General features: G+C 54.1%; 16 protein-coding genes. 3 read left to right on the top strand and 13 right to left on the bottom strand.

Going from position 1 to position 14420, the window contains the following annotated elements:
• Positions 1 to 149: 149 nt before the first annotated feature.
• The 3 genes from ACUN9X_RS13905 to ACUN9X_RS13895 are packed head-to-tail and all read left to right on the top strand — an operon-like array spanning position 150 to position 2991.
• On the top strand, positions 150 to 2012 hold the full coding sequence (locus ACUN9X_RS13905; RefSeq protein WP_445473487.1) for a penicillin-binding protein activator: 1863 nt from the start codon (positions 150 to 152) through the stop codon (positions 2010 to 2012).
• 5 nt (positions 2013 to 2017) lie between these two features.
• Positions 2018 to 2398 carry a YraN family protein gene (locus ACUN9X_RS13900; RefSeq protein ID WP_260034194.1) on the top strand — a complete coding sequence of 127 codons (381 nt, stop codon included), beginning with the start codon at positions 2018 to 2020 and terminating at the stop codon, positions 2396 to 2398.
• Positions 2395 to 2991, top strand: a complete 597-nt coding sequence (locus tag ACUN9X_RS13895) for an SIS domain-containing protein (protein WP_260034192.1) — start codon at positions 2395 to 2397, stop codon at positions 2989 to 2991. Before ACUN9X_RS13900 ends, ACUN9X_RS13895 begins: the two co-directional genes overlap by 4 nt.
• An 89-nt stretch (positions 2992 to 3080) precedes the next feature.
• Here ACUN9X_RS13895 and ACUN9X_RS13890 read toward each other — a convergent pair whose 3' ends face one another.
• From ACUN9X_RS13890 to ACUN9X_RS13830, 13 genes are all read right to left on the bottom strand, one after another.
• Complete coding sequence (locus ACUN9X_RS13890) at positions 3081 to 3509, bottom strand: ClpXP protease specificity-enhancing factor (RefSeq protein ID WP_260034190.1); 429 nt, start codon at positions 3507 to 3509, stop codon at positions 3081 to 3083.
• A 35-nt stretch (positions 3510 to 3544) separates the two neighbouring features.
• A complete protein-coding gene (locus tag ACUN9X_RS13885; protein WP_260034188.1) occupies positions 3545 to 4174 on the bottom strand; it encodes a glutathione S-transferase N-terminal domain-containing protein in 630 nt (209 codons plus the stop codon).
• A gap of 114 nt (positions 4175 to 4288) precedes the next feature.
• Positions 4289 to 5047 carry a cytochrome c1 gene (locus tag ACUN9X_RS13880; RefSeq protein WP_260034187.1) on the bottom strand — a complete coding sequence of 253 codons (759 nt, stop codon included), beginning with the start codon at positions 5045 to 5047 and terminating at the stop codon, positions 4289 to 4291.
• Entirely contained in the window at positions 5047 to 6279 is a 1233-nt protein-coding gene (locus tag ACUN9X_RS13875) for a cytochrome b (protein WP_445473486.1), read from the bottom strand. Before ACUN9X_RS13875 ends, ACUN9X_RS13880 begins: the two co-directional genes overlap by 1 nt.
• On the bottom strand, positions 6279 to 6875 hold the full coding sequence (petA, locus tag ACUN9X_RS13870; RefSeq protein WP_445473485.1) for a ubiquinol-cytochrome c reductase iron-sulfur subunit: 597 nt from the start codon (positions 6873 to 6875) through the stop codon (positions 6279 to 6281). The genes ACUN9X_RS13875 and petA overlap by 1 nt, the downstream gene beginning before the upstream one ends.
• A gap of 242 nt (positions 6876 to 7117) precedes the next feature.
• The gene (rpsI, locus tag ACUN9X_RS13865; protein ID WP_260034181.1) at positions 7118 to 7510 is read right to left on the bottom strand and encodes a 30S ribosomal protein S9; all 393 of its coding nucleotides are present in this window, start codon (positions 7508 to 7510) and stop codon (positions 7118 to 7120) included.
• A gap of 12 nt (positions 7511 to 7522) precedes the next feature.
• Positions 7523 to 7951 carry a 50S ribosomal protein L13 gene (gene rplM, locus ACUN9X_RS13860; protein WP_260034179.1) on the bottom strand — a complete coding sequence of 143 codons (429 nt, stop codon included), beginning with the start codon at positions 7949 to 7951 and terminating at the stop codon, positions 7523 to 7525.
• A gap of 201 nt (positions 7952 to 8152) precedes the next feature.
• On the bottom strand, positions 8153 to 8923 hold the full coding sequence (locus ACUN9X_RS13855) for a TatD family hydrolase (protein ID WP_445473484.1): 771 nt from the start codon (positions 8921 to 8923) through the stop codon (positions 8153 to 8155).
• A 10-nt stretch (positions 8924 to 8933) separates the two neighbouring features.
• Positions 8934 to 10514 (bottom strand): peptide chain release factor 3, encoded by a 1581-nt coding sequence (gene prfC, locus ACUN9X_RS13850; protein ID WP_445473483.1) that lies wholly within the window; start codon positions 10512 to 10514, stop codon positions 8934 to 8936.
• Between the two features lie 99 nt (positions 10515 to 10613).
• Complete coding sequence (locus ACUN9X_RS13845; protein WP_445473482.1) at positions 10614 to 11273, bottom strand: energy-coupling factor ABC transporter permease; 660 nt, start codon at positions 11271 to 11273, stop codon at positions 10614 to 10616.
• Between the two features lie 7 nt (positions 11274 to 11280).
• A complete protein-coding gene (rimI, locus tag ACUN9X_RS13840) occupies positions 11281 to 11757 on the bottom strand; it encodes a ribosomal protein S18-alanine N-acetyltransferase (protein ID WP_445473481.1) in 477 nt (158 codons plus the stop codon).
• Positions 11757 to 12584 (bottom strand): hypothetical protein, encoded by an 828-nt coding sequence (locus ACUN9X_RS13835; protein WP_445473480.1) that lies wholly within the window; start codon positions 12582 to 12584, stop codon positions 11757 to 11759. Before ACUN9X_RS13835 ends, rimI begins: the two co-directional genes overlap by 1 nt.
• 13 nt (positions 12585 to 12597) lie before the next feature.
• On the bottom strand, positions 12598 to 14148 hold the full coding sequence (locus ACUN9X_RS13830; protein WP_445473479.1) for a 2-isopropylmalate synthase: 1551 nt from the start codon (positions 14146 to 14148) through the stop codon (positions 12598 to 12600).
• Positions 14149 to 14420 lie beyond the last annotated feature (272 nt).

The raw sequence follows: 14420 nt of genomic DNA, 5'->3' as shown, positions 1-14420 counted from the left end.
GTCGCATCCCCATCAAATGAAATGAACGTCATGAGAAATATTGAACGAACTGGTAAACTTCGCCCAACGGTAATTTCCGGCATGATGCCCGTGTTACGGTGACGTCACAAGCGCATCAGTCCGCCCATCCGCCCCTTTGCGAGTTTTGCATGACGACGAGAGCCTTACTTCGACTTCGCCCAGCGTTTTTATTCGCAGCCATGCTGATGATCGCGGCGTGCGCACCCTTTGGTATCCAGCCCGATCAGGCAGATTCCCCCGAGGGAGCACTTGCTATCGCTGAATCCTCCGGCTATTCGGAAACTGCCCTCAAGGGGCTACTGAGTACCGCGTCGCGCTACCAGACAGCAGATCGTCACAAGGATGCCCGGACGATCCTGCGCAGCACGGCCTTTGCCAAGGCTTCAGACGCCATCATCGACCAGCAACGCCTGCTCGCCATGTCGAGCATTGTTGAACTGGATGACCGGGACTGGGCCAGGAAACTCACCACCAACCTCCCGGTGGAGCAGTTTTCACGCTACCCGCAAGATCGCCAGGCCAGCGCTGCGCAGCTGCAGGCAAGAACTTTCAAGCTGGCTGGCCGCACGCTGGCTGCCGCCCAGACTCTGATGGCATCAGCCGATTTGCAACGGGACGGCAATAGCGTCGATTACAATGACCGGATATGGCAACTGCTGAAAGAAACGCAAACCTCCTTGCTTGAACAGAAAGCCCAAACCGCGATTGGTTATGAGCAGCAAGGCTGGCTGGAGCTGGCACTGTCTTTGAGAAAGCCAGACGTCAGCCTGGACTCACAAGGCGGTACTATTCGGGGCTGGCAAAGCAACTGGGCAGATCATCCGGCAGCAGTGAATCTACCCAGCGAATTGTCACTCATCATCAGCTTGTCAGAGGAGCGCCCGGGAAGTATCGCTCTCGCACTGCCTCTGACAGGACCGCTGGCCGAGGCCGGCAAAGCCATTCGCGACGGCTTTATGGCCGCCTACTATACCGACCAGAAGCGCGCTGATGCCGATGTCCGCATCGACGTATTCAACACAGACGAGCAGGACTTTCCGGCGCTGTATACCGAAATAGCCAAAGCAGGACCGGACCTCATTGTCGGTCCGCTGGAAAAGACAGCACTGAACAGCGTCGCGCAACGTGCGACTCTACCCGTGCCGCTGCTCGCCCTCAATTACCTTGATGACGGCCAAAAGGCCCCCGCCAATCTTTACCAATACGGATTATCCGCTGAAGACGAAGCGCGGCAGATAGCCGACCGGCTGGTTGCCGACAATCTCAGTCAGGCCGTTGCTCTGATCCCCTACGGTGACTGGGGAGATCGCATCGAACAGGCGCTTGTGAAGCGCATGACCGCAGACAATGGGCGCATTCTCGATGTGGTCCGGTACGATCGTGAGGAGAACCTTCGCAAAACAGTTGCCAGCCTGTTCGACATTGATGTGAGCCGGCAACGCGCCATTACGGTTGAACAGACCATCGGCCTGAATATCGAATTTGAACCTCGCCGCAGACAGGACATTGACGCCATCGTGCTGGTCGCCTCGCCAACCATCGCACGGCAGCTGAAACCCATGTTTGCGTTCTATTTTGGCGGCAATCTGCCGGTATACTCCCCATCCATTATTTACACCGGTACTCCCGATTCGGGCCGGGACGGCGATCTTGAGAACATCCACTTCACTGATTTGCCCTGGATGCTGTCGCCAGACGAGCCGCTACGCAAGCAGGCCAGCGCCGCACTGCCAGATGTCACCCAACGCTATGGGCGGCTGTTTGCAATGGGGGTAGACGCTTACCAACTCTCATCCAAGCTACAGCTACTTTCGAGAGTTGAAGGAAGCGACATCAATGGACTTACCGGCACGCTGTCGATGACCCCTTCGGGCGTTGTCAGCAGACAACAGCAGTGGGCCATGTTCAAAAACGGCGTACCGGTAAAGCTGGAATCAAAAACACCGGACAACACCGAACCAACACCACCAACGGCAACGCCGCTAAGGTAGACAGCATGACAAAGGCCATGGACGGCCAGCACCCCGGCAAGGGAGCAGACGCAGAGCGTGCGGCGGGTCGCTACCTCACAGCGCGAGGCCTGAAAATCATTGATCGTAATGTGCACTGCCGCGGGGGAGAAATCGATATCATTGGCTGGGACGGTGATGTCCTGGCTTTTGTTGAAGTGAGGTACCGCGGCAACTCCAGCCTCGAGTCACCGCTGGAGTCGGTCACTGTAAAGAAGCAACGCCGCATTATATTGGCGGCCTCGGTCTACCTCCAGAGGAATCAAGGCTGGCAGGCTCAGTGCCGTTTCGACGTACTGGCCATGACACCAGGCCGAATCCGCCGCTATCGCGCCCAATGGATCAAGAACGCATTTGACACATCATGACTAATCCAGATACCGAATCGCTTATTAATACGCTGTTTGCCGAGCACATGGAGCACACCGCACAAACCGCTGGTGAACTGGGAGAAGCAATCAGCGCCGCTGCTGAAACGCTGACCCACTCGTTACTGAATGATGCCAAAATATTGATGTGCGCAAATGGCAGCGCCAATAGCCTCGCCCAATTTTTCTGCACCAATCTGCTCAACCGGTTTGAGCATGACCGGCCAGCACTCCCCGCCATCAATCTCGGTGCTGACGCCACTACGTTTTCTGCCATTTGCAGGGACAACCGTTTTAACGAGACATTCTCGAGACAAGTGCGCGCACTGGGCAAGGACGGCGATACATTGTTCGTGATTGTTGATGACGGCCATAAAGCCAACCTGATTCAAGCCATACAGGCCGCCCACGACAGAGACATGCGCGTGGTTGTGCTCAGCGCAAAAGAGAAAACAGACATCACATCGCTGCTGCACCCTGAAGACCATGAAATCGCACTTCACAACCTGAGCCCTACCCAGGCAGCCGGCATTTTTCTGATTATCCTCAACGCACTCAGCGCATTGATCGACAACACGATCTTTGGTGGCTGAAGCAGTCCTTAAACCTGGCTGCGGGGCCAGAACGAAAAAAGCCGACCTTATTGGTCGGCTTTTTCATTTGAGCATTGGGTGAATGGGTTTTACTTCACCACTTTCAAGCTCGGCTTCCCTGACGGTCGCTCAGGCTTGCCACCTTCGTCATTATTGCCGCCAGATGGACCTTCAGGATCCGGTGAACCTGGCTCTGTGCCAAACACCATACCCTCGCCGTTCTCTTTGGCATAAATCGCCAAAACAGCAACAAGAGGAACCGATACCTGCATCGGCACACCACCGAAACGCGCGCTGAACTCAAGCGCTCCGTTGCCAATCATGAGCGCCTTAACGGCACTGGGGCTAATATTCAGAACGATCTGGCCATTTGCCACGTGCTCAGCCGGCACCTGAACACCCTGTATCCCGGCGTCTACCAGAATATAGGGTGTACAGTTGTTATCCAGAATCCACTCATTGAATGCCCGCACCAGGTATGGCCGGCTGGATAACATATTATCTGTCTTCTCAGACATTCCGCCTCCCAATCAGGCTCTGGAAAACATCACAATCAGCTGCGGATATCTTCTTCAAGATCCGACAGGCTAGCCTTGAAGCCTTCGCGCTCAAACAGACGCTCCATATACTTCAGCAATGGCTTGGCCTGCTTCTCTGGCAGATCAATACCCAGCGCCGGCAAGCGCCACAGAATAGGCCCAATGCTGCAGTCCACGATCGTAAATTCTTCTGACAGGAAGTAAGGCATCTCGCCGAACAAAGGTGCTGCCGCCAGAAGACTTTCACGAAGCTCTTTGCGCGCAGCCTCTGAAGCCTTGGCGTTAGGCTGGGCAAGAATCTGATCAACCAGCCCACACCAGTCCTTCTGAATCCGGTGAATCATCAGACGACTGTTTGCACGGGCTACAGGGTAGACCGGCAACAAAGGTGGATGCGGGAAACGCTCATCAAGATATTCCATCATGATATTGGGCTCATAAAGCACCAAGTCACGATCGACAAGTGTTGGCAACGCGTTATATGGGTTGAGGTCGGAAAGCTCTTCCGGCGGATTATCCGGATCCACATCCACTACATCTACGGTGACACCTTTTTCAGCGAGAACAATACGCACCCGGTGGCTGTAATGACTGGCCGGATCTGAAAAAAACGTCATTGATGACCGCTTGGTCACAACGCCCATAAAACTACCCCACGATTACGCTGACACAGAGATGAAATTACGGAAAGCAAAAATCCAGCGAGCGACAACGCCACCCGCTGGAATACTTATCAGGGCCGGATTATACCTGATTCTTTAATGTACGTCTTTCCAGTACTCACGATTGAGCAGGTAGGCGACAACAAAGAACACCAGAATGAAGAGCAGCACGAAAATACCAAGACGCTCGCGCTCCATTTTCACCGGATCACCCATATACGACAGGAAGTTCGTCAGGTCGTACATTGCGGTATCAAATTCAGCAGGCGTCATCGTGCCCTCGCTTGCCCATTCGGTACAAGGCGAGGCATCGACTTCGTTACCGCTCAGCGGATCCACGCTGGCGCCATGACCGATTTTCGGCTCAGTAGCGCACAATCCCTGCATCTCAACCAGCACATGCGGCATACCCACATTCGGGAATACCACGTTGTTCACGCCCCAGGGACGCGCTTCATCCTTGTAGAAACCGCGCAAATAGGAGTAGACCCAACTCTCGCCCCGTAAACGGGACTCCAGCGTCAGATCCGGTGGCGGGTTACCAAACCAGCCTTTAGCGAGGTCCTTATTCATACTGTTCTTCATCAGCTCGCCGATTTTGGCGCCAGTAAAGATCAGGTTGTCCTCGTAAAGCTTTGCAGGGATACCGATATCATCGGAGACACGCTTGTAGCGCGCGTACTCCATCGAGTGACACCCCATGCAGTAGTTGGTAAACAGCGCAGCACCGCGCTGCAATGAAGCCTTGTTGCCGTGGTCGGGCTCCATATGATCAAGGGGCACACCGGCCCCGCCGGCTGCCAGCCCGATTGCTGGCAGGCAAATCATGAAAAGACCAATAATCAGCTTTTTCATCAGCCTGTCACCCTTTCCGGAACTGGTTTTGTTTTCTCCATCCGCGTGTAGAACGGCATGAGGATAAAGTACAGGAAGTACAACGTCGTGAGCACCTGGGCCAGCAGCGTACGCCCCGGACTGGAAGGCACAATACCCAGATAGCCGAGAATGACGAAGCTGATGACGAAGACAGTCAACGCAATCTTGCTCAAAACACCCTTGTAACGCATGGACCGGACAGGGCTGCGATCAAGCCAAGGCAGCACGAACAGGATAGCGATCGCCGCACCCATCACAACGACACCCCAGAACTTGGCGGGCAACCCGAACAGGTCGACCGTCACTGCCCGCAACATTGCGTAGAAAGGCGTGAAATACCATACCGGCGCTATGTGCTCAGGCGTTTTCAGGCTGTTAGCGGGCTCGAAGTTCGGTTTCTCGATGAACAAGCCACCCATTTCAGGGAAGAAGAAGATCACAACACAGAAAACAAACAGGAAGACCGCAACACCAATCAGGTCATGAACGGTGTAATAAGGATGGAAGGGAATCCCGTCCTTTGGAATGCCATTCTCGTCCTTATTCTTCTTGATATCGATACCGTCCGGGTTGTTGGAACCTACTTCATGCAACGCAAGAATATGAAGTACCACAAGCCCAAGCAGAACAATGGGAAGCGCTATGACGTGCAATGCGAAGAATCGGTTCAGGGTAATACCCGAAATCAGGTAGTCACCACGAATCCACAACGACAGGTCATCGCCAATGACCGGAATTGCACCAAACAGGTTAACGATAACCTGAGCGCCCCAGTAGGACATCTGGCCCCAAGGCAACAGATAGCCCATAAAGGCTTCAGCCATGAGCACCAGATAAATCAGCATGCCGAACAACCAGATCAGCTCACGAGGCTTCTGGTACGAACCGTACATGAGGCCGCGGAACATATGCAGGTATACAACAACAAAAAATGCCGATGCGCCGGTTGAATGCATATAACGCAACAACCAACCCCACTGAACATCACGCATGATGTACTCAACAGAAGCAAATGCGCCTTCTGCAGATGGGTTGTAGCTCATGGTCAACCAGATACCGGTAACCAGCTGGTTAACCAGAACCAGCATTGCCAGCGATCCGAAGAAGTACCAGAGGTTAAAGTTCTTGGGTGCATAATACTTGCCGAGATGGTTGTTGTAGGCATCTACAATCGGCAACCGTTCATCAATCCACTGAATCAGCTTTTGCATCACGCAGCCTCCGGATCAAGACCGACCGTCATGGCCGCATCGGTGTCATATCGATAAGGCGGAACTTCAAGATTCAGCGGTGCGGGCTGACTCTGGTAGACCCGGCCCGCCAGGTCGTAGTGGGAACCGTGGCACGGGCAAAAGAAGCCCCCCAACCACTCAGGACCCAGATCAGCAGGCGCCACTTCAGGACGATAAGTCGGAACACACCCCAGATGTGTGCAAATACCAACCAGAACTGCAAACTCCGGTTTAAGAGAGCGATAGATGCCTTCAATATAGGTCGGCTGCTGCGACGCTTCTGACGACTCAGGATCTTTAACTGTGTCATTCAGCTTTTTGATGTTCGCCAACATCTCATCGGTGCGGCGAACAATCCACACGGGCTTACCTCGCCATTCCACCGTAATCTGCTGACCCGGCTCTATTTTATCAACATTCACTGTTACCGGAGCACCAGCTGCTTCAGCCTTGGCACTGGGATTCCAGGACGCCACGAAAGGTACGGCCGCGCCAATCACACCGACACCACCGACCACTGACGTAGCACCGATCAGGAATCGACGTCGGCTTTGGCTCACGTCGCCATTATTCATTATGGTTTTCTCCCATCAGGCAATGCAGGCAACGCGCAAAGGCACGCCACACATCGAAAAGTACTTCTTAACCCTGTATTTAGTGCGTCAAATGGTAATGAAATTACCAAAACCTTACAAGTCGGAAAGCCGCGCCATGAGCGTTCTTTCGAGCCACCGACATCAGGGCATGCAAATTAACTGCAGTCAAAAAAAAACCCGGCAGATAGCCGGGTTTTTTGCTGGCGAAATAAACCGCCAAATTAACGCTTGGAGTACTGTGGACGCTTACGCGCTTTCCGCAGACCCACTTTCTTACGCTCAACCTTACGAGCATCACGAGTAACATAACCCGCTTTGCGCATGGCCGGACGAAGCGTTTCGTCATAATCCATCAGAGCGCGAGTCAGACCGTGGCGGATGGCGCCGGCCTGCCCACTGATACCGCCACCTTCTACGGTGATGCGAATATCGAAACGGTTCTCGGACTCAGAGAGAACCAGCGGCTGACGAACGATCATGCGCAAAGTCTCGCGACCGAAAAACTGCTCGATTGAACGATCGTTGATCGTGATGCTACCGCTACCCGGCTTGATAAATACCCGCGCCGTAGATGTCTTGCGGCGACCAGTACCGTAATTTTGTGCTACAGACATATTCGCCTTCCGTTAGATGTCGAGTTCTTTGGGCTGCTGGGCTGCATGAGGATGCTCAGCGCCGGCATAGATTTTCAGCTTTTTGAACATGGCGCGACCCAAAGGTCCTTTTGGCATCATCCCCTTCACGGAGTGACCCAAAACCTGCTCAGGCGCCTTGTCGACCAGCTTCTCGAAGTTGATCGAACGGATACCACCCGGGAACCCCGTGTGGTGATAATACATTTTGTCGGCTGACTTCTTACCAGTCACACGCACCTGTTCAGCATTGATCACAACAATGTAATCGCCGGTGTCGACATGAGGGGTATATTCAGGCTTATGCTTGCCCCGCAGACGAAGGGCGATTTCGGTTGACAGACGACCCAGCGTCTTGCCGGCTGCGTCTACAACGTACCAGTCACGCTTTACGCTTTCTGGTTTCGCACTCAGAGTCTTCATTGATTCCGCCTTGTAACGCGTATAACGAACGTTAAAAACCACCACTACCCAACGCTCCAAGCGTTTAGCGGTGACTTTCGACCTATAATATTTGCTGGCGTTGTGTCATTCGGGGCTGAGATGACGACATCGCCTTGAAAAGCCAGGGCGCGAAGTATAAAGCAACACCCGACCCATGCCAAGCCCTGACTGTGTATTAATTCAGCAGTCCGGCCAGCGATACAAAGCACAGGCGTTCTCCATTAGACGGGTTCGCACGACGTCTTCCGGTTCCGGGCGAAGTTCACACAACGCCTTGAAAATCCTCGGAATTGATTCTGGCGAATTCTCGCCGGCCGCGACACCTGACGGCGGCATATCCGGCGCATCCGTCTCCAGCACCAGACTTTCCAAAGGCATCGCGGCCAGCGCCCGCCGTGTCTTTTCAGCACGCCCGTAAGTAATTACACCACCGACACCAAGGTAACAGCCGAGGTCATGCAGTTTTCCAGCCTGTTGTTCACTGCCGGAAAAGCCGTGTATCAACGCACCCTGACTGAACTGCCTCCGGCGCAGCACGCTTGCCACTTCGTCATTGGCTCTTACTGAATGGATAACTAATGGCATCCGCTGCCTGCTCGCAATATCCACCTGAGCCTCAAACCAGGGAAACTGCTCATCAAGCGTCCCCCTGAGACGGTCCAGACCGCACTCCCCCACCCCTACGCACCGAGCGGGTAAACCTGCAAGCGCTTGCTCCAAAGCCTCCAACGAACGCTCATCATGCTCTGCAATAAACCAGGGATGAATACCCAGACAGTAAAACAACGACTCGTGCTCTGCAGAGAACTGCTGCAAGCGGGGCCAACCTGCGGCCCGCACCCCGGACATGACCAAACGATTCACACCCAGTTCACGACAACGCGCCAGCACGCTATCCCTGGTGCCATCAAACTCCGGAAAATCCAGATGGCAGTGCGCGTCGACAAACATAAACGGCCTATCAGTGCTCGCGCGTTTTGCTGAACTGAACGTCCGGGAACCGCTCCTGGGCCAGTTGCAAATTCACCATTGTTGGTGCGATATAAGCTAGGCGATCGCTGCCATCAAGCGCCAGGTTTTCATAGCCCTTGCGTTCAAACTCCTCAAGCTTGCGTGCGTCATCACAGTGAACCCAGCGAGCGGTCGCCACATTGATCGGCTCATAAACCGCATCAACTTTGTATTCCGTTTTCAGACGACTGACTACCACGTCAAACTGCAGCACACCAACCGCACCGACAATCAAATCGTTGTTCCGCATAGGCCGGAAGACCTGCACCGCACCTTCTTCGGACAACTGCACCAACCCCTTCTGTAGTTGCTTGGCCTTGAGGGGATCTTTAAGGCGGATGCGCCTGAACAGTTCCGGAGCGAAGTTGGGGATACCGGTAAATTTCATATCGTCGCCGGAGGTAAAGGTATCCCCCAGCTGAATGGTGCCATGGTTATGGAGCCCGATAATATCGCCGGCGAACGCCTCTTCAGCCTGTTCACGGTCACCCGCCATAAAGGTCAGCGCGTCAGCCAGTCGCACTTCTTTACCCATGCGGGCATGACGGACTTTCATGCCCTGGTTATAGCGCCCTGACACGATTCGCAGAAATGCCACCCGATCCCGATGCTGGGGATCCATGTTTGCCTGAATCTTGAAGACAAAACCGGAAAACCCCTCTTCCGTTGGTAGCACTTCGCGCACGTCGGTTGCCCGGGGCTGAGGTCGCGGCGCCCATTCAACCAATCCATCCAACATATGGTCGACGCCGAAATTGCCCAATGCGGTACCGAAAAAGACGGGTGTCAGCTCTCCCCGCAAAAACGCCTCAAGATCAAACTCGTTGGAAGCGCCTTTTACCAGTTCAATTTCATCTCTGAGATCTGCAGCATAAGCACCCAACGCGCTATCCAGCTCCGGGTTATCGATCCCGCTGATGACCCGACGGTCCTGAATATGATGGCCCTGGCCGCTCTGATAGAGAATCACTTCATCATTCAGCAGATGATAAACACCCTTGAAGTTCTTACCCATTCCTATCGGCCAGGTAATCGGCGCGCAGGCGATTTTCAGGACATCTTCGACTTCGTCCATGAGATCAATCGGGTCGCGGGTATCCCGGTCCAATTTGTTCATGAACGTCAGAATCGGGGTATCGCGCAAGCGCGTAACTTCCATCAGCTTGATGGTGCGCTCCTCGACACCTTTGGCGCTGTCGATCACCATCAGACACGAATCCACAGCGGTCAGCGTGCGGTAAGTATCCTCAGAAAAATCTTCGTGGCCCGGCGTATCCAGCAGATTTACCAACCTGTCGGCGTAAGGAAACTGCATAACAGAGGTGGTGACGGAAATACCACGCTCTTTCTCCATCTCCATCCAGTCGGATTTCGCATGCTGCCCAGATTTCTTGCCTTTTACGGTGCCCGCTTTCTGCAAGGCCTTACCGAATAGCAGGACCTTTTCAGTAATCGTCGTTTTACCGGCATCCGGGTGCGAGATGATCGCAAACGTCCGGCGCTTGTCGATTTCCGCGGAGAGCATGGTCATAGTTAAACAGCCTGAAAATTAGCGCGAGTGGAAAAGCCAGACATTATAAGTTCTGAAGCCCCCTGACGCGAACGCAAATCGCGGGCAGCCTCAGACTATTCAGAGGTAACGGCTCTCATCCAGCGTGAGTAAACGCTGGGGATGGAACACCATGAGCCCGGACACGATCGTTCCGTTAACAAAGGCTTCGGGCAGGAGGATAAGTGGGAGGTAGCGGACATACTCATGGACCAGCAGCTCCCAGCTATAAACGCCCGACATCCACAGTAACGCCACCATCGACAACCCGGCGACCAGTACCGCGATAGCTGCACCGAAGAACCCACAGACGAACAGATAGGCAAAGAAATTCCGGAATCCGCGCGCCTTCTCCCATCGCACAATCCCGTAACTGACAAGGCATGGAATCGCGACTGTCACCAGTCCATTGACGCCAAGCATATCCAGCGATTCGCGCCCGAGAACCACCATGAAAATCAATGCCGCTACGCCCGCCAGGATTGCAAACGCCCAGCCCAGCATCAGTGTCATGGCCGTCATTCCGAGGACATGAATCGTCAGACCAGGCGACAGTCCGGCCCTGATCTGCCATGCCAGCACCAACAGCAATATACCCGCGAAAAGACTGTGTTGAAGCGGACGCTCTACAACCAACTGAGCCCATTCAGCGCAAACCAGCGCCGCGATTACCAGAATCAGCAACACTCCCCAGCATAGCAGGAGCCATGGCAACGGAATCAGCCCGGAGGTCAGCCCCATCTGAAGGTCAACCCGGCGCTCTGAGCGTCAACACCAAGGCATCCTCCCGAAGGGCATCACCCGGATAATACCCCGGGCGCAGCCCCATACGCTCAAAACCAAAAGACTCGTACAAAGCGATCGCGGAATGATTGCTCAACCTCACTTCGAGCGTGACAACCGACATTTTCTCGTCAAATGCCTCGCGGGCCAGATGAGCCAGTAGCATTCGCCCGGCACCTTGCCCCCGCTTCGTCTTGGCAACACAGATATTGAGGAGATGCGCTTCGTCAAACAGATAGGCAACTATGGCATAGCCGATCAGTTGCTGATCGCTACTCTCCAACGCCCAGAGTCGGTAGTCATCGCGAAAACAATCCCGGAAGACAGCGTCAGGCCAGGGGTGAGAGTAGCCTGTGAGCTCAATACCATTGACCGCTGCCAGGTCAGAAAACCGTAAAGGGCGTATGATTTTATCAGCTCGGTTGAAGGCGCTGTCACCCATTACTGGATCCCGAGCACCCGCTCTTTCAGCTGAAGCCATAGCTCGCGTTTATTCCGGGGGTCAGCTGCCAGCCCTGCTACCGAAAACGGGCTTTCGACAACAGCCTGTCCCAGAATCGAGTTCATTTCGGCTACCCCCCCCTCATTGTCTACAAGATCGCCCAGCATAAGGATGCGGCGTTCCTGTATTTTATCCTTTCGAAGATTCTGGAGCAGACACACGAGATCAGAAGCCGGGTTTGAGAAAACCTGAATGTTATTAAATACGGGCCAGGCAAGCCGATAATTTTCGATAGAGGCACTTTCAAGCGCAAGCAGAATATTGGCGGCAAGCCTGTTCTGGAGCTCGTCACTGACTTCTGACGAGTAGGGCGACAACAAACAGTAGCTCGGAGAACACCAGACACCCAATTGAAATGTAGTGTTGCTCAACGCCTCAGCGAACACTTGCTGCCCGGCGTCCAACACCGCCACTTCTGGCACCGGCTTCGCTGGAGATGCATCTTGAGCGAGCGATTCCGGTCTGGTGTCGGGCACCTCTGCATCAACCGGTTTTTGATCCAGAGGCGGTTCCTTATCAACGAGGCCCTTGCCACCAACTGATTTGATGAGCTCCTTGACACTGACCTGCTGCCCGCTGTCGCCTGCCCCAGCCGGCCTAGCCGCTTCCGGTGACGAGCTCACGTTAAACGCTACCGATTCCGGCTCGCTGAAATCCATTGCGGGGGAAGGCGCGGCCCCGGGCAACAAATCACGCGCATACCACAAGGTCACCCCCATGGAGGACAAGTAAAACTGCCGCTGAGCTTCCGATGCAATGACGTTCACGTTTTGCAAAACCTTAAACTTCCGCTGCTTGTGGGTGCTGGCGCCTCACGCCGGTGAAAATCAGATTCAGCGCCTGAATATACGCTTTCGCTGATGCAATGATAATGTCCGTATCCGCACCCAAACCGTTCACAATTCGCCCGCCCTTTTCCAGACGCACAGTGACCTCACCCTGTGCATCGGTTCCGCTGGTAATCGCATTAACCGAATAAAGCTGCAGGGTCGCACCGGATTGCGCCAATTCTTCCAGCGCTTTGAAAGCAGCATCAACCGGCCCACTACCCTCTGCCTCGACTGTGCGCTCAGCACCGTCCACTCGCACGACAAGTGCTGCACGCGGCACTACACCTGTTTCGGAAGTCACCCGCAAGCTGACGAGCCCGAAATGCTCTGGAATATCACGCTCTTTGGCATCATTCGCAAGTGCCTGCAAATCTTCGTCAAAAATCTCGTGCTTTCGATCAGCCAACTCCTTAAAGCGAACAAACGCATCGTTGAGCTGCTCATCAGAATCGAACGCCATGCCAAGTTCAAGCATGCGTGTTCGGAAGGCATTGCGCCCTGAGTGTTTGCCAAGCACCAGACTGTTGGTATGCCAGCCCACGTCCTCGGCGCGCATGATTTCATAGGTTTCGCGATGCTTGAGAACACCGTCCTGGTGGATGCCCGACTCATGAGCAAACGCATTGGCACCAACAATGGCCTTGTTAGGCTGAACTGGAAAACCGGTGATTGTGGAAACAAGCCTGGACGCCGGCACGATGTGCCTGGAGTCAATCGACGTATCAATAGAGAACAGATCCTGCCGCGTTCTCACCGCCATCACGATCTCTTCAAGGGATGCGTTGCCCGCGCGCTCCCCTAAACCATTAATGGTGCACTCAACCTGCCGCGCTCCCTGGGCGACTGCCGCGAGGGAGTTTGCCACCGCGAGACCAAGATCGTTATGGCAATGCACCGAAAAAATCGCCTTGTCGGCATTTGGAATCCGGTTGAGTAACTGTCTTATAGTCTCACCGAACTGAGAGGGAATCGCATAGCCCACGGTGTCCGGTATATTAATGGTGGTCGCGCCGGCATCGATTGCCCGCTCAATTATCCGGCACAGGAAGTCGAGTTCTGAGCGTCCCGCATCCTCACAAGAGAACTCAACGTCCCCTACATGATTTCTCGCTCGCTTGACCGCGCGAACAGCCTGCTCGATTACCGCCTCCGGCTCCATCTGAAGCTTATGCTTCATATGAATAGGGGAAGTCGCAATAAAAGTATGGATTCTGGACCGCTGCGCTGGCTTAACAGCTTCTGCCGCACGATCAATGTCTTTATCGAGCGCACGGGAAAGACTGCATATTGTCGAGTCTTTAATAGTTTCGGCTATACCTTTTACAGCAAGGAAATCATCCTGACTCGCGATAGCGAAACCCGCTTCAATCACATCGACTCTGAGCTTTTCCAACACCTTGGCAATTCGGAGCTTTTCCGCACGAGTCATTGATGCACCGGGACTTTGCTCACCATCACGCAAGGTGGTATCGAAAATAACGAGGTGATTATTGCCGGGCATAGGTGCAATCCTTCTGTTAACGAAAGCGCTGGAGGGTAAAGCTGAAAGTATCAGTATACTTGATAAGGTCGGATTTTGTGGACTGCCGTGGAAGGCGAAGACGGGCAACGAATGAGGCTCGGACTGCGACGACCTTTCATGAGCGCTTTTATTCCGCCCAATAAAAAACCCCAGACACATCGCTGTGCTGGGGTTTTCAGAATTAGGAGCCTGACGATGACCTACTCTCGCATGAGCAAAAGCCACACTACCATCGGCGCTGATTCGTTTCA

The sequence above is a fragment of the Marinobacter sp. V032 genome, from assembly GCF_052645435.1.
Note: the sequence above shows the minus strand (reverse complement) of the source record. Positions and strands in the feature narration are given on the sequence as shown.

Bases quoted from the DNA above. Each gene is read 5' to 3' on its own strand.
- ACUN9X_RS13905 (WP_445473487.1), top strand. From the start codon at position 150: ATGACGACGAGAGCCTTACTTCGACTTCGCCCAGCGTTTTTATTCGCA.
- ACUN9X_RS13900 (WP_260034194.1), top strand. From the start codon at position 2,018: ATGACAAAGGCCATGGACGGCCAGCACCCCGGCAAGGGAGCAGACGCA.
- ACUN9X_RS13895 (WP_260034192.1), top strand. From the start codon at position 2,395: ATGACTAATCCAGATACCGAATCGCTTATTAATACGCTGTTTGCCGAG.
- ACUN9X_RS13890 (WP_260034190.1), bottom strand. From the start codon at position 3,509: ATGTCTGAGAAGACAGATAATATGTTATCCAGCCGGCCATACCTGGTG.
- ACUN9X_RS13885 (WP_260034188.1), bottom strand. From the start codon at position 4,174: ATGGGCGTTGTGACCAAGCGGTCATCAATGACGTTTTTTTCAGATCCG.
- ACUN9X_RS13880 (WP_260034187.1), bottom strand. From the start codon at position 5,047: ATGAAAAAGCTGATTATTGGTCTTTTCATGATTTGCCTGCCAGCAATC.
- ACUN9X_RS13875 (WP_445473486.1), bottom strand. From the start codon at position 6,279: ATGCAAAAGCTGATTCAGTGGATTGATGAACGGTTGCCGATTGTAGAT.
- petA (WP_445473485.1), bottom strand. From the start codon at position 6,875: ATGAATAATGGCGACGTGAGCCAAAGCCGACGTCGATTCCTGATCGGT.
- rpsI (WP_260034181.1), bottom strand. From the start codon at position 7,510: ATGTCTGTAGCACAAAATTACGGTACTGGTCGCCGCAAGACATCTACG.
- rplM (WP_260034179.1), bottom strand. From the start codon at position 7,951: ATGAAGACTCTGAGTGCGAAACCAGAAAGCGTAAAGCGTGACTGGTAC.
- ACUN9X_RS13855 (WP_445473484.1), bottom strand. From the start codon at position 8,923: ATGTTTGTCGACGCGCACTGCCATCTGGATTTTCCGGAGTTTGATGGC.
- prfC (WP_445473483.1), bottom strand. From the start codon at position 10,514: ATGACCATGCTCTCCGCGGAAATCGACAAGCGCCGGACGTTTGCGATC.
- ACUN9X_RS13845 (WP_445473482.1), bottom strand. From the start codon at position 11,273: ATGGGGCTGACCTCCGGGCTGATTCCGTTGCCATGGCTCCTGCTATGC.
- rimI (WP_445473481.1), bottom strand. From the start codon at position 11,757: ATGGGTGACAGCGCCTTCAACCGAGCTGATAAAATCATACGCCCTTTA.
- ACUN9X_RS13830 (WP_445473479.1), bottom strand. From the start codon at position 14,148: ATGCCCGGCAATAATCACCTCGTTATTTTCGATACCACCTTGCGTGAT.